Annotated in this window: 1 protein-coding gene (running past one end of the window); it reads right to left on the bottom strand. The window is 60.5% G+C overall.

Annotated elements, in window-relative coordinates:
• A protein-coding gene (locus DD586_RS15045; protein WP_012885688.1) for a non-ribosomal peptide synthase/polyketide synthase crosses the window boundary here: on the bottom strand, positions 1 to 16,990 show its 5' portion. 13,589 nt of this gene lie to the left of the window's left edge; the window shows 16,990 of its 30,579 coding nt (coding positions 1–16,990); it begins with the start codon at positions 16,988 to 16,990; its stop codon lies off the left edge, out of view.

Below are 16,990 nucleotides of genomic sequence, written 5' to 3'. Positions count from 1 at the left end.
TAACGTGGCCCCAGGCCAGATGGAACAGACTGGCGGCACTGATGCCCTCATGTTGCGCCTGCCGACGAATGCGCCCGGCCAGTGTGTCCGGCAGCGGCAGGATGGCTTCATCCATATCGACCAGTTCGGTCAGGCCGCCGGGCAAGGTGGGTTCTTCCACATCCGCCAGTTGCTGGTGGAAAAACGCGTTATCGTCAGTGGTGGCGGCTCTGGCGAGTACCTGTGCGACGTGATGACGGAAAGGGATCGATGCTGGCAGTTGCTCCAGTTCACCGCGCTCGTCCGCGTGTATTTCGCTAAGCAGAATATCTAGCGTGGTGTGATCCAGACACAGGTGATGATGTTGCAGGCATAGCAGCCAGCGGTCATGGGTCTCATCGCTTGCCATCAGCAGGTTGAACAGCGGTGCCTGACGCAGATCCAGACGCCCCGGTTTCATGCCGAACAGCTGATCGGCGGCGTCGCCCGCTGCCGGATTCAGGTTCACCGGCGTTGCCGTCAGTTCGGCACGACGTAACACCACCTGTACCGGTTGCGGCAAGCCTTCCCAGCGCACGGCGGTGCGCAGAATATCGTGACGGGCAATCACGCGGTTCAGCGAGGTGATAAACGCTTTCAGTTGCTGTCGTGTGGCAAATGCCAGCAGTGAACTGTTCAGGTAAGGATCATGCGACTCTGTTCGGAGGTAGTGATACAACACGCCTTCCTGTAACGGAGTCAGCGGGTAGATATCCTGAATCTGGCGGACGCCACCGGGAACGCTGGACACAATCCTATCAATGTCCTCTTGAGTCAGTTCAAGTAACGGCAGCATGGCCGGTGTAATGTGCTGACTGTCGGTGGTGATCCGGTTTTCCGGCACCGCTGTCTGTTCAAAACGTCCAATCGTCGTGGCAAGCTCCGCCAGACTAGTGTGTTCAAATACCGCCCGCACCGGGACATTCAGGCCCTGACTCTGCAGTGCGGCAATCAGACGCACCACCAGCAGCGAATGGCCGCCGAGCGCGAAGAAGTGATCCTGCCGCCCGACGCGCTCAATCCCCAGCAGGTCTTGCCAGACCTGAGCGAGTATCTGCTCTGTCTGGCCCTGCGGTGCCTCATAGTCGGAGCGGACAAAGGCGTTGTCGTCCGGGGCTGGTAAGGCGTTGCGATCCACCTTGCCGTTGGGTGTCAGCGGGATCTGAGCCAGCATTACATAGGCCGCAGGTATCATATGTGCCGGCAGACGCTGGGCCAACTGCTGCTTCAAACCCTCAACGGTGAGCACCTCATCGGCGACGGTGTAATAGGCCACCAGTTGCTGGTTGGAACGAATCGTCACCACGGCGTCAGCGACACCAGTACACGCCAGCAGTGCGGAAGCGATTTCACCGGGTTCGACTCGCAAGCCGCGGATCTTGACCTGAAAGTCGTTACGGCCCAGATATTCAATGGTCCCGTCAGCCAGCCAGCGGCTTAAATCTCCGGTGCGGTACAGGCGTGCGGTCGGCTCGGTTGAGAACGGATCCGCCAGAAAACGTTCGGCAGTCAGATCGGGGCGGTTCAGGTAGCCGCGCGCCACCTGTACACCGCCTATATATAGCTCACCGACAACACCGACTGGCACCGGTTGGCCGCCTGCGTCCAGAATGTATATCCGGTTGTTGGCTTTCGGATAACCGATCCGCATGGTCTTGAGGTCGGCCGGGCAGGCCCAGCCGGTGACATCCACTGCCGCTTCAGTCGGGCCATACAGGTTGTGCAATGCGATGTGTGGCAGACGCTCATAGGTTCGCTGTACGGTGGTTGCAGGCAGGGCTTCACCGCTACAGAAAATCAGACGCAGGTTGGCACATTGCCCCGGCATCAGCACGGCGACAAAACTTTGCAACATCGGTGGAACGAAGTGCATGACGGTGACGCCGGTCTGCTCGATCAGCGTGCACAGATAGTACGGATCCTTGTGGCCCTCCGGCCGTGCCAGTACCAGTGTCGCTCCCACCCATAACGGCGCGAAAAATTCCCAGACCGAGACATCAAAACTGTACGGCGTTTTTTGCAACACCACATCGTCAGACGTCAGGTTGTAATCGTTAATCATCCAGTGCAGCCGGTTGTTAACGCCCCGATGCTCGTTCATCACGCCCTTGGGTTGCCCGGTAGAGCCGGAGGTATAGATGACATAAGCCAGATGATGCGACATCAGGCCGCGTGTTGCCGGGGGGATATTATCAGCAGAGCACGAGGCCCACGGTGGCGTCGGGTTATCCAGTTCAATCACCGGGCAGTCGGCAGCCATCCGGTTGTTTAGCGCAGCCGTCGTTATCAACACGACGGGCTCACTGTCGGCCAGCATGTACTGCAGACGCGCTGTCGGGTAGCCCGGATCGAGCGGGACATAAGCCCCACCGGCTTTCAGGGTGGCCAGCAGCGCCACCACCAGATCGACGCTGCGCTCCAGGGCAATCGCCACCCGCTCATCCGGTCTGACGCCAGCCTCTGTCAGCCAGTGCGCCAGCTGATTCGAACAGCGGTTCAACTCGCCATAGCTCAGCGATTCGTTGTCGAAGACCACGGCAACGGCATCTGGCTGCCGGGCGGCCTGCTGTTCAAATAACTGATGAATGCAGAGATCCGCCGGGAAGTCTGCTGCGGTGTCATTAAAGCTGTGTAGCACCTGCTGGCGTTCGGCGTCGGCCAGCAGCGCAATCTGCGCCACCGGCTGCTGGCTGTCGGCCACCATACCGCGCAGCAGCGTCTGCCAGTAGGTCAGGAAACGCCGGATGGTGTGTGCTTCAAACAGCGCCGTGGCGTAGTTCAACTGGCCGCTCAGGCCGGTGTCGCTTTCCGTGATGTCCAGACTCAGGTCAAACTGGGCGGTGTCGCTGTCCGGTGTCAGCGGCGTCAGCGTCAGTCCGTCCAGCGCCAGCGTGGCGGACGGGGTGTTCTGGACACCGAATGTCACCTGGAAGAGCGGGCTGTGCGCCAGACTGCGGACGGGGGCGACGGCTTCGACAATCTGCTCGAACGGCAGGTCCTGATGGGCCTGCGCGGCAATCACGGTCTCCCTGACCCGGGCCAGCAGGGTGGCGGTGTCGACCTGTCCGGACAAATCGATGCGCAGCGGCTGGGTATTGACGAACATGCCAATCAGTCCTTCCAGCTCGGTGCGGGTACGCCCGGCAACCGGGGTGCCGATAACGATATCGTCCTGCCCGGCGAGGCGGCCCAGCAGGGCGGCCCAGCCTGCCAGCAGGGTCATAAACAGCGTGCTGTTGTGACGACGGCCCAGCGCGTGCAGGGCGTTGGTCAGGTCGCGCTCCAGTGTGAAGGTCAGGGTGGCACCGTCGTAACGCTGTGTCGGCGGGCGCGGGTGGTCGGCGGGCAGGGTCAGGCAGTCCGGCGCGCCGCGAAGGTGGCTGACCCAGTACTGTTGCTGACGCTGCAGGACCTCGCCCTGCAGGTGCTGGCGCTGCCAGTCGGCATAGTCGCCATAACGGATGCGCAGGGGCGGCAGCGGGTCGGGCTGACCGGCGTTAAACGCGGCATACAGCGTACTGAGCTCGCTGATAAACAGGCTGACCGACCAGCCATCGGCAATGAGGTGGTGCAGGGCAATCTGCAACAGGTGGGTCTGTGCATCCACACAAAGCAGTTGCCCCTGCACCAGCGGGCCGGTGCGCAGGTCAAACACCGGGGTGAATGGCGGCAGGTCGTCGCCGGGTGCCACGGCTATTTGTTCTAACGGGAACGGGCGCCGACCGGCGGGCGCGATGACCTGAACCGCATCGCCCTCTACCGGCTCAACGCGGGTGCGCAGGGGGGCATGACGGGCCATGATGCGGTCCAGCGCCCGGGTCAGTGCGGAGACGTTAAGCGCCCCCTGCAACTGCACCGCGCCCTGGATCACATAGGCGGCGCTGGCCGCTGGGTCGAGCTGGGTCAGGAGCCAGAGGCGCTGCTGGGCCAGTGACAGCGGCGGGGTGACGTCATCGGGCAGCGGTGTGATAGCCGACAGGGTCTGTGGGGCCGCCTCCTGCAGTACCGCGGCCAGTGCCTGCAGCGTCGGGTGGGCAAACAGCTGCGTCAGCGGCAGTTCACGGTGGAGTGTGGAGCGGATATGGGAGACCAGCCGCACCGCCAGCAGGGAATGGCCGCCGAGTTCGAAGAAGTGATCCTGCCGACCGACGCGTTCAATCCCCAGCAGGTCCTGCCATATCGTGGCAATCGCCTGCTCGGTCTCGCCCCGCGGGGCTTCGTAGCTGTGGCGGACAAAGGCACTGTCATCCGGGGCAGGCAGCGCCTTGCGGTCCACCTTGCCGTTGGGTGTCAGCGGGATCTGTATCAGCCGCACATACGCCGACGGCACCATATGCGCAGGCAGGCGCTGTGTCAGCTGCGATTTCAGTTCGTCCGTCGTGACTTCACTGTCATTGCTGGTGTAATAGGCCACCAGTCGCTGATCACCCGTTGCGGTGCGCTGTGCTACCACCACCGCTTCGCGCACACCGGCGCAGTCCTGCAACACCGATTCAACCTCACCGGGTTCAATACGAAAACCGCGGATTTTGACCTGAAAATCATTACGACCCAGATACTCAATGCTGCCGTCGGCCAGCCAGCGACCCATATCACCGGTGCGATACATCCGCGCATTCGGCTCGGTTGAGAACGGATCTGTCAGGAAGCGTTCGGCGGTGAGCTCGGGGCGGTTCAGGTAACCACGTGCTACACCGACACCCCCGATATAGATTTCACCGGTCACCCCGACCGGCACCGGCTGGCGGTCAGCGTCCAGCAGGTAAACCCGGCGGTTGACCATAGGGCGGCCGATATGCGGCCGGGCCATTTGCCCGGTAATACGCGTATGGGTACTGTCCACGGTACATTCGGTCGGGCCGTAGACGTTATGGAATGTGATGCCGTCCAGCGAGGCCAGCACCTGCCACTGCGCGGTACCGATGGCTTCGCCGCCGAGCAGGACCGTACGCAGTGACGGTGGTAACGGCCCGGCGGCCATCAGCAGCGCCAGCTGTGACGGTGTGCAGTCAAAGACCGCCAGCGCCTGCTGCGTCATCCACTCGCGCAGCTGTTCACCGTTCTGGCGTATCGCCTCGGGCACCATCACCAGCGAGCGGCCCGAGGCCAACTGCACCAGTTGCTGCACGGAGGCATCAAAGGACGGTGAGGCATTGAGGCTGACGCGTTGCAGGTCGGCTGACCCGTACACCGCCTGCTCCAGTCCGGCCCAGAGGTTGACCACGCTGTCGTGCCCGACCAGCACGCCCTTGGGTTGCCCGGTGGAGCCGGAGGTATAGATGACATAAGCGAGATGATGCGACGTCAGGCCGAGCGTCACCGGGGCGATATTATCAGCAGAGCACGAGGCCCACGGTGGTGTCGGGTTATCCAGTTCAATCACCGGGCAGTCAGTGGAGAGTGTTGAGCGCAGCGCGGCGGTGGTGAGCAACGCTACCGGTGCACTGTCGGCCAGCATGTACTGCAGACGCGCTGTCGGGTAGCCCGGATCGAGCGGGACGTAAGCCCCACCGGCTTTCAGGGTGGCCAGCAGCGCCACCACCAGGTCGACACTGCGCTCCAGGGCAATCGCCACCCGCTGATCCGGCCTGACACCCTGTTCAATCAGCCAGTGTGCCAGTTGGTTGGCTTGTTCATTCAGTTCGCCATAGCTCAGCGATTCGCCGTCAAAGACTACGGCAACGGCATCTGGCTGTCGGGCTGCCTGCTGTTCAAATAACTGATGAATGCAGAGATCCGCCGGGAAGTCTGCTGCGGTGTCATTAAAGTCATGCAGCACCTGCTGGCGTTCGGCGTCCGGCAGCACCGTCAGGGCATGCACCGGTTGTGCCGGTGTATGCGCCAGCGCGTCAGCCAGTGCCGTCAGGGTGAGCAGCATCATTTCGCCGACACGCGCTGCACCAATACCCATGGCGACCTGAATATCCAGACTGAAGCCCGCCGCACCCTGATCGTTCACCGATACGTTGACCGGGTAGTTGGTGCGCTCCTGACTGAACAACACCTCGATGCCATCCAGTTCTGTTTGTACCGCCGTCTGCTCGCTGCCGCCGTTATAGCGGTAGTTGAGCAGGCTGGTGAACAGCGGGCTCTGAGCGTCAACGCCGCTGTATTGCTGGACGTCGGCCAGCGAGGCGTGCTCATGAGCCAGCAGCCCGGCCAGACTGTCGTGCGTCTGGCGCAGTGCCTGTTCAACACTGACCTGCCCCAGCGACAGGCGCAACGGCAGGGTGTTCAGGAACATGCCCAGTACCCGGTCAGCGCCTTCACCACCGGCCATACGACCAAACAGCACGGTGCCGAACACGACGTTGTCCTGCCCGGTAGTGGCCTGCACCACGCGACCCCAGGCGAGATGGAACAGGCTGGTGACGCTGATACCGCGCTGTTGTGACAGTGCCCGCAGCCGTTGCCCCAGGGTGTCTGACAGCGGCAGATGGTGTTCGTCGATGTGTTGGCCGCTGCCCTGAACATCGAGCAGCCCGAACGGGGCGCAGGGCGCGTCAATATCCCCGAGTTGTGCCCGGAAATAGTCCTGCTGTGCCTGCGCATCGGTCTGCTGACGGGCGAGAGCGACAAACTGCCGGAACGGCAGCGGGGCAGGCAGTTGGTCGGCACGGCCCTGCAGGTGCGCCTGCACCTCTTCGAGCAGCAGCTCCAGCGTGGTGTGGTCCATGCACAGATGGTGATGCAGCAGGCACAGCAGCCAGCGGTTATTCGTCGGGTCGGCAGCCTGCCAGGCTTGAATCATCGGTGCCTGAGCAATGTTCATGGATAACCGGGTTGGATCGAATTTTTGGTGTAGCGCGCCGATGACATCGTCGGAGGTGAGCACCAGGGTTTCCACCGGCATCACAGCCTCGCGCCAGACCACCTGAACGGCTTCATCCAGCCCTTCCCAGACAATCGCCGTGCGCAGAATGTCGTGGCGCTGGATCACCGCCTGCAAGGCGTTGAGGAATTCGGTCAGTCGGTTTTCATCGCTGAAACTCAACATCAGCGGAGAAATATAGGCATCGCCGACAGGGGTCAGCAGATGGTGAAACAGAATACCGGTCTGGAGTGGTGCCAGCGGGTAGATGTCCTGCACATTGCGCACGCCCCCCGGCACGGTTGCCACCACAGCATCGATCTGCGCCTGCGTTAATGCAACCAGCGGCAGCATGGCCGGGGTGATCTGTTCACAATGCAGGGGGATCTGATTGGCGGGTACGGCGTCGGTCGTGGTGGTGGCGGTCAACGTAGTCGCCAGTGCGGCCAGTGTCGGCTGTCTGAACAGTTCACTGACGGAAAGTGTATACCCCGCCCGGCGCAGGCGTTCAATCAGTTTAATCGCCAGCAGGGAATGACCACCGAGCTCGAAGAAATGATCCTGACGCCCGATACGTTCAATCCCCAGCAGCTCTTGCCATATCGTGGCAATCGCCTGTTCGGTTGCGGTTTGCGGTGCCTCGAAGTCGGTGCGGGCAAAGGCGTTGTCATCCGGGGCGGGTAAGGCTTTGCGATCGACCTTGCCGTTGGGTGTGAGCGGCAGTGCGCTGAGCTGCACATAGGCCGACGGCACCATATAAGCAGGCAGGTGCGCCGTTACATGCGCACGCAGTGTTTCAGCAGTAGCGTTACCGACATACCAGGCGATCAGACGCTGTTCACCTTGAGCGCTGCGGCGGATCATGACCACGGTGTCGCTTACACCAGCGTCCGCCCGCAGGCAGGTTTCTATTTCACCGAGTTCGACCCGGAAACCGCGGATCTTGACCTGATCATCGTTACGACCCAGATAATCGATGCGACCATCGGCATACCAGCAGCCCAGATCGCCGGTGCGGTACATGCGTGCGTTCGGCTCGGTTGCGAACGGGTCGTCCAGGAAGCGTTCGGCACTCAATTCCGGCTTGTTCAGGTAGCCTCGCGCCACTTGCACGCCGCCGATATAGAGTTCCCCTTCCACACCGACCGGTACCGGTTGTCCGGCTGCGTCAAGAATGTAGATTGCCATATTGGCCAGCGGCCGACCGATGGAAATCGCCGCCGTATCCTGCGGTTGAAAGCGCAGGGCGGTCGTATTCACCGTTGCTTCAGTCGGGCCGTAGAAGTTGAGCAGCGCCGGGCCCTCAGGGTAATTCTCAAACCAGCTCTGTACCGCCGCTTCCGGTGCGGCTTCACCACCGGTGCAGACAATTCGCAGTGTTTCAGGTAGCGCCAATCCGGCGTGACACAGTTGTTTCCAGAACTGGGTGGGGATATCCGCGTAGGTAATGCGGTACGCGCGGCAGTATTGCCAGAAGGCCTCCACGCTGCTTATCCAGTCATCGGTGCGCAGCACCAGCGTGGCACCGCAGCATAGCGAACCGAAAATATCGGCCACGGAATAGTCAAAGCCGATATTGGCAAACTGAACCACGCGGTCGTGCCGGGTCAGCGCGCAGTACTGCGCCTGAGACATCGCCAGATGCGCGACATGACGATGTTCGATCATCACACCTTTCGGTTTTCCGGTAGAGCCGGAGGTATAAATCACATAGGCCAGATGCGCCGGTGTCAGACCCAGTCGCGCCGGGGGGATATTATCGGTCGGATGGACAGTCTGACGCGGCGACTCCTGCTCCAGTTCAATCACGGCATGTGGTGTCGCCGTGTCGGCAGACAGGCAGGTCAGCTGTGCGCGCAAGGCGGATGTCGTGATCAGCGCCGTCGGTTCGCTGTCGTCCAGCATGTAGCCTAAACGCTCTGGCGGGTAGGTGATATCCAGTGGCACATAGGCTCCGCCCGCTTTTAATGTTGCCAGCAGGGCTACGATCAGTTCAGGGCTGCGCTCCAGGGCAATCGCTACGCGATTATCCGGCCGGACACCCCGTTCAACCAACCGATGCGCCAGTTGATTCGCTCGACGGTTCAGTTCGCCGTAACTCAATGACTGCTCGTTGAAAACCACCGCCGTGGTATCCGGTTGCTGTTCGACCTGCTGCTCAAACAATTCATGAACACACAGACCTGACGGGAATGCGGTATGGGTTGCATTGAAATCGTACAGCACCTGCTGGCGTTCCGTCTCCGGCAGCACCGGCAGTGTGTTGACTGTCTGCGTCGGGGTCTGTTCCAGCGAGTCGATCAGCGCGTTCAACGTCGTCAGTAGCATCTGACTAACCCGTTCGGCACCGATGCGCGGGTCGACCTGAACATCAAGGCTAAAGTGTTTGCCGCCGTGGTCATTGACCGAAAGATCGACCGGGTAATTGGAGCGTTCCTGACTGAACAGAATGTGCATACCGTTGATGCCAGACCGCTGCGTGGCATCCAGTTGCTGACTGCCGCCGTCGTAGCGGTAATTGAGCAGGCTGGTGAACAGCGGACTTTGGGCATCCACTCCACTGCATTGCTGGACCTCAGCGAGCGAGGCGTGTTCAAAACGCAGCAGTCCTGCCAGGTTGTCGTGCGTCTGGCGCAGCGCCTGTTCGACACTGACCTGTCCCAGCGACAGGCGCAACGGCAGGGTGTTCAGGAACATGCCCAGCACCCGGTCCGCGCCTTCGCCACCGGCCATACGACCAAACAGCACGGTGCCGAATACGACATTGTCCTGCCCGGTGGTGGCCTGCACCACGCGTCCCCAGGCGAGATGGAACAGGCTGGCTACGCTGACACCGTGCCGTTGTGACAGTGTGCGCAGCCGTTGTCCTAATCTGTCTGATAATGGCAGGTGATGTTCGTCAATGTGCTGACCGTCGCCCTGGCTATCCCGCAGCCCGAACGGGGCGCAGGGTTCGTCAATATCCCCGAGCTGTGTGCGGAAATACTCCTGCTGTGCCGATTGTTGTGCAGGTATAGCCGTCTGCTGACGGGCGAGTGCGACAAACTGCCGGAATGGCAGCGGGGCCGGTAACTGGTCGGCCTTGCCTTCAAGGTGTGCCTGCACTTCTTCGAGCAACAGCTCCAGCGTGGTGTGGTCCATGCACAGATGGTGGTGCAGCAGGCACAGCAGCCAGCGGTTATTCACCGGGTCGGCGACCTGATAACTCTGGATCATCGGTGCCTGCGCGACGTTCATCTGCAACTGCGACGGGGTAAAACGCTGTTGCAGGGCGTCGGCGACATCGTCGGATTGGATAACCCGCGTTTCCACCGGCATCAGTGCCTCGCGCCAGACCACCTGCACGGCCTCGTCCAGCCCTTCCCAGACGACCGCTGTGCGCAGAATGTCGTGACGCTGAATGACGGCCTGCAAGGCGGCAATGAAATGATCCAGCCCGTCCTTTTCCTCAAAGCTGAGGATGGAGCGGGTGATATAGGCATCCCCCACCGGTTGCAGCAGATGGTGGAACAGAATGCCGGTCTGGAGTGGTGCCAGCGGGTAGATATCCTGCACATTACGGGCACCGCCCGGTACGGTCGCCACCACGGCATCGATCTGCGCCTGCGTTAATGCAACCAGCGGCAGCATGGCCGGGGTGATCTGTTCACAATGCAGGGGGATCAGATTGGCCGGTACGCTGTCGGCCGTGGTGCTGGCTGTCAGTGTGGTGGCCAGTGCGGCCAGCGTCGGTTGTCTGAACAGCTCGCTGACGGAGAGGGTATACCCCGCCCGGCGCAGGCGTTCGATCAGTTTAATCGCCAGCAGGGAGTGGCCGCCGAGCTCGAAGAAGTGATCCTGACGACCGACGCGTTCAATCCCCAGCAGTTCTTGCCATATCGTAGCAATCGCCTGTTCGGTTGCGGTTTGCGGTGCCTCGTAGTGAGTACGGACAAAGGCGCTGTCATCCGGCGCGGGCAGCGCCTTGCGGTCCACCTTGCCATGCCGGGTCAGCGGTATCTGAGCCAGCGGCACATAGGCCGATGGCACCATAAAATCAGGCAGACGGCGCGCGAGCTGCTGTTTCAGTGCCTCAATGGAAACGGATGCCTCTGAAACGGATGTATCCGAGAGCGTGTAATAGGCCACCAGACGGTGATCGCCGGTATCGGTGTGTTGGGCGACGACCACCGCGTCACTGACCCCGTCGCATGACTGCAACGCCGATTCAACTTCGCCGGGCTCAATACGAAAGCCGCGAATTTTGACCTGAAAATCGTTACGGCCGAGGTAGTCAAGGGTGCCGTCAGCATTCCAGCGCGCGAGGTCACCAGCGCGGTACATCCGTGCACCCGGCTCGTGAGCAAACGGGTCATCCAGAAAACGCTCTGCTGTCAGGTCGGGGCGGTTCAGGTAGCCGCGTGCCACCCCCATCCCGCCGATATAGATTTCACCCACCACCCCAACTGGCACCGGCTGACGGTGTTCATCCAGAATATACATCCGGGTATTGGCGATCGGACGGCCGATCGGCACCGCACCGGTGCTGCACAAATCGCCCAGTGTATGCATACAACAGCCGACCACAGTCTCAGTCGGGCCGTATTCGTTCACGATGCGCACATCGGGCCGATGCTGCCGCCAGAAACTCACATGGCGCTCCAGCACGGCTTCCCCGCCGAGAATGAATTGCTGCAAACCGGGCAGCGTGGCGATGTCGACACCGTTTGGATCACTGATCAGCAGACGGCTTAATGCATCCAGATAGGAGGGTGTCAGCTTGATAAAGCTGAACGGCTCGCCGGACACCAGCGCATGGTACAGCGACGCGATTTCATCCTGACTATCAACGATATACAGCGTCTTACCGACCAGAATCGGTACAAATACACTGGTAATGGTGGCATCAAAACCGATGGATGAGTTCATCGGGACGCGATCACCGGCGGTGTCCGGGTAGGTTTGCAGGCTCCAGAACAGGTAGTTCATCAGGCTGCGATGTTCGATCATGACACCCTTGGGTCGCCCGGTGGAGCCGGAGGTGTAGATGATGTAGGCCAGATGACGCGGTGTCAGGCCGAGGGTCGCCGGTGCGATATTGTCAGTCGGGCAGGTTGCCCACGGCCGGGCGTCATTGTCCAGTTCGACAACCGTCAGGTCAGCGGAGGTCTGCGTGATGAGTGCAGTGCGTACCGTGCGGGTGGTAATCAGCGCCACTGGTGCACTGTCGGCCAGCATGTCGCTTAATCGTTGTGAGGTATAACCCGGGTCAATCGGCACATAGGCCCCACCGGCTTTCAGGGTCGCCAGCAGAGCTACGATAAGCTCAGGGCGGCGCTCCAGTGCAATCGCCACACGATTATCCGGTCTGACACCCAATTCAATCAGCCAGTGTGCCAGCTGGTTGGCTTGTTCATTTAGCTCGCGATAGCTCAGCGACTGCCCTTCGAAGACCACGGCGATGGCATCCGGCGAGCGCACGGCCTGCTGCTCAAACCGTTCATGGATGCACTGATCCGCCGGGAAGTCTGCCGTGGTGTCATTAAAGCCGTACAGCACCTGCTGGCGTTCTGCATCCGGCAGGATATTCAGCGCCGGTACACGCCGTTCCGGTGTTTGCTCCAGCGCGTCGGCCAGCTCTGCCAACGCTGCCAGCATCATCTGACCGGTGCGTTCTGCGCCAATGCGTTGGTCGACCTGAACATCCAGACTGAAGCCCACACCGCGGTGGTCATTGACCGAGATATTAACCGGGTAGTGGGTACGCTCCTGACTGAACAGGATGTGCATCCCCGTGATGCCGGACCGCTCCGTCGTGTCCAGTTGCTGACTGCCGCCGTCGTAACGGTAGTTGAGCAGGCTGGTGAACAGCGGGCTTTGGGCATCAACGCCACTGTATTGTTGAATTTCAGCCAGAGAGGCGTGCTCGACGTTCAGCAGGTCGGCCAGGCTGTCGTGCGTCTGACGCAGCGCCTGTTCGACACTGACCTGTCCCAGCGACAGGCGCAACGGCAGGGTATTCAGGAACATGCCCAGCACCCGATCAGCGCCTTCACCACCGGCCATACGACCGAACAGCACAGTGCCGAACACGACGTTATCCTGCCCGGTGGTGGCCTGCACCACGCGACCCCAGGCGAGATGGAACAGGCTGGCTACGGTGACGCCACGGTGTTGTGACTGCATCCGCAGCCGTTGTGCCAGTTCGCTTTCAAGCGGTAAATGACATTCTTCAATGCGCCCGACATCCTGACCGTTACCCTGAATATCGAACAGCCCGAACGGCGCACAGGGCACGTCAATATCCCCGAGTTGTGCCCGGAAATAGTCCTGCTGTACCTGCGCATCCGTCTGCTGACGGGCGAGAGCGACAAACTGCCGGAACGGCAGCGGGGTGGGTAACTGGTCGGCCTTGCCTTCAAGGTGCGCCTGCACTTCTTCCAGCAGCAGCTCCAGCGTGGTGTGGTCCATGCACAAATGGTGGTGCAACAGGCACAGCAGCCAGCGGTTATTGGCCGGGTCGGCGACCTGATACCCCTGGATCATCGGTGCCTGAGCAAGGTTCATGGATAGACGCGTCGGATCGAATTTTTGGTGCAACGCCGCGATGACATCGTCGGACTGGATAACCAGCGTTTCCACTGGCATCAGCGTCTCGCGCCAGACCACCTGCACGGCCTCGTCGAGCCCTTCCCAGACGACCGCTGTGCGCAGAATGTCGTGGCGCTGGATCACTGCCTGTAATGCCGAGACAAAGTTATCCAGACCGTCCTGTTCCTTAAAGCTCAGGATGGAACGGGTGATATAGGCATCCCCTACCGGTTGCAGCAGATGGTGGAACAGAATACCGGTCTGTAACGGTGCCAGTGGGTAGATATCCTGCACATTACGGTCACCGCCCGGCACGGTCGCTACCACCGCATCGATCTGCGCCTGCGTCAAGGCCACCAGCGGCAGCATGGCCGGGGTGATCTGTTCAGCATGCGGGGGGATCTGATTGGCCGGTACGGCGTCGGTCGTGGTGGTCTCGGTCAGTATGGTGGCGAGAGCGGCCAGTGTTGGCTGTTTGAACAACTGACTGACAGAGAGCGTATAACCGGCCCGGCGCAAATGTTCGAGCAAGGTAATCGCCAGCAGGGAATGGCCGCCCAGTGCGAAGAAATGATCCTGACGACCGACGTGGTCGATGCCAAGCAGATCCTGCCAGAGAGCAGCCAAAAGCTGTTCGCGCTCACCCTGTGGAACTTCGTATTCGGTGCGCACCACATCGTGTTCTGTGGGCTCCGGCAGGGCCTTGCGATCGACCTTACCATTTGGCGTCAACGGCAGAGTCTCGAGGTGAATATACGCGCCCGGCAACATGTGAACTGGTAACTGAGCGGCAAGATGTGCATGCAGCTCGGTTACCCCGGTATGACCGCTAAACCAGGCAATCAGCCGCGGCTGATGGTGTTGATCCGCTCGGGCCATGACGATGACGTCAGTAACACCGGCACAGTGGCGTGCGCAGGACTCAATTTCACCCAGTTCGATGCGAAAACCGCGGATCTTGACCTGAAAGTCGTTACGGCCAAGATAGTCAATGGTGCCATCGGCGTGCCAGCGCCCCAGATCACCTGTCTTATACAGGCGTGCGCCGGGTGTAGATGAAAACGGGTCGGGAATGAAACGTTCGGCACTCAGTTTTGGCCGGTTCAGGTAGCCGCGCGCCACCTGAACCCCGCCAATATGGAGTTCACCCACCACGCCGACAGGAACCGGGCGCCCCTGCGGGTCGAGAATATACATGCGGACATTGGCTTTGGGCCGACCGATGGAGACCAGCACGCTGTCGGTGTCATAGGCGCAGGCCCAGCCGGTGACGTCCACGGCGGCTTCCGTCGGCCCATAGAGGTTGTGCAGTTCAGTGTGGGGCAAATATCTACCCGTTTGCCTGATGGTGGCGGCAGGCAGGGCTTCCCCGCTACAGAATATCACTCGCAGACTGGGGCACTGGCCGGGGTTCAGCACGCTGAGAAAGTGGCTCAACATCGGCGGGACAAAGTGAGCGATGGTCACCCGTGCCCGTTCAATCAGTGTACTCAGATAATACGGGTCTTTATGACCTTCCGGTTTAGCCAGCAGCAGGGTTGCACCGACCCATAGCGGACAGAAAAACTCCCACACCGAGACATCAAAACTGAAGGGGGTTTTTTGCAGAATGATGTCTTGTGCGTCGAAGGCGTAGTCTTCAATCATCCAGGCCAGACGGTTGACCACGCCCCGGTGCTCATTCATTACCCCTTTGGGCTGACCGGTCGAGCCGGAGGTGTAGATAACATACGCCAGATGATGAGGTTTCAGTCCGATGTCGCCTGGGTTGATGTTGTCTGTCGGGCATTGCCGCCACGGTGTGGTTTCGCCATCCAGTTCAATCAGCTGGATCGCACTGGACTGTGCAGACAGGAGGCTGACCCGGGCGCGGACAGACTGACTGGTGATCAGCATCGCAGGCTGGCTGTCATCGATCATGTAGGACAGCCGATCCTCCGGATAATCCGGGTCCAGCGGCACGTAAGCGCCCCCGGCTTTCAAGGTTGCCAGCAGGGCGATAACCAGCTCATGACTGCGATCCAGCGCGACACCGACCCGATTGTCCGGCCCCACACCCTGTTGGCGTAGCCACCAGGCCAGCTGGTTGGCTCGGTGGTTCAGCTCACCGTAGCTGAGCGTCTTACCGTTAAGTGACAACGCTGTCGCGTCTGGCTGTTGACGTGCCTGCGCTTCAAACGGCAGGTGGATATAGTCGCTGACAGGACCGGCGAGCTGAGCGGCATTCCACTGCTCCAGAATGCGGGCTCGCTCGCCGGGGACAAACAGCTCCCGCTCGCCGACAGGCTGCTCCTGATGCTGGTCGGCTTCAGCGATAAAACAGAGCAGACGCTGGAGATGACTGTCCAGATCTGCGGTGCTGTACAAGGCCGCGTTGGCGTCCATGTAAAATTCAAGACCATGATCACCGAGGTCGGAGACGGTGACGGAAAGGTCGTCCACCGGGCCGAAGGCCAGATTATGCTCGGCGGTACTCAGGCCATCGAACGTCACCTCGCCTGACAGCGGCAGGAAGTTGAACGCGGTGGCATAAAATGTCCGGTTCTCTGTCGCCAGGCCGAGGTCGGTTCTTAACTGCTCGCCCCGGTAGCGTTGGTGGCGCAGCGCACTGCTTAAGCGGCCTTTCACCTGTTGCAGGCACTCGCTCAGGGTCAGGTCGGCTGACAGGGTTAAGCGCATCGGGACGATGTTGGACGACATGCCCGCCAGGCTTCGGTGCTGACGGGTCATCCTCGCCGTGACCGGCAGCCCCATGACCAGGTCGTTCTGGCCGGTCATCCGGTACAGATAAATGGCGGTCAGGGCGGTCAATAACTGCGCAAGGCTGGCATCGTGCTGGCGGGCGAGGTCACGAACGCGCTGGCTTTCCTGACGGCTCATAGCCCGCGCTCGTCTGACAATGTCAGCGCAACGTGCCTGCTGGTTGGCGAGACTGACGGGGGCCGGTGCGTCTTGCATCAACGTCAGCCAGTATTGACGGTCACGCTCAACATGGCTGGATGTGTGGTAATCCTGCTCCAGCGTCATCAGGTCCTGAATGCTGCCAAAGGAGTGCTCTGACACCGGCTGTCCCTGCATTAGTGCCGAGTAGATATCGGCAATGCGGCGTGTCATCAGGGTTCCACTGTAACCATCGATCACCACATGGTGAGCGCACTGGTAAAAGAAAAACCGGTCAGGCGCGATGCGCAGCAGGGAAAATGAAAAAAGTGGCCCCTGCTCAATATCAAAAGGCTGGTTCAGGTTTTCCCGCATCCATTGGATGGCACATTGCTCAGGGTACTGTTCGGTACTGAAATCCAGTGTTGGAAACGCCCAGCGTGGTGCTTCCAACACCCTCTGTACCGGTGTGGAGCCAGAGGCATCAATGACTGATCGGAACGATTCGGTCTCTTCAATTGCCTGAGCAATAGCCATCTTCAACATATCGGCATCTACCTGACCACCAATATCGGTATATTTGGAAACCTTGAATACATTAGCTTGGGCATTCTGATTCACTTCCTGTGCTAACCAGATGCCTTGCTGAGCGGTTGATAATGGAAACGAGGGAGAATAGTTTGATGAACGACGCTCTTTGTTATTACTCAT

It is taken from the genome of Dickeya parazeae Ech586, from assembly GCF_000025065.1.
In the GTDB taxonomy this organism is placed as follows: domain Bacteria; phylum Pseudomonadota; class Gammaproteobacteria; order Enterobacterales; family Enterobacteriaceae; genus Dickeya; species Dickeya zeae.
This window is presented reverse-complemented; position numbering and strand designations above follow the sequence as displayed.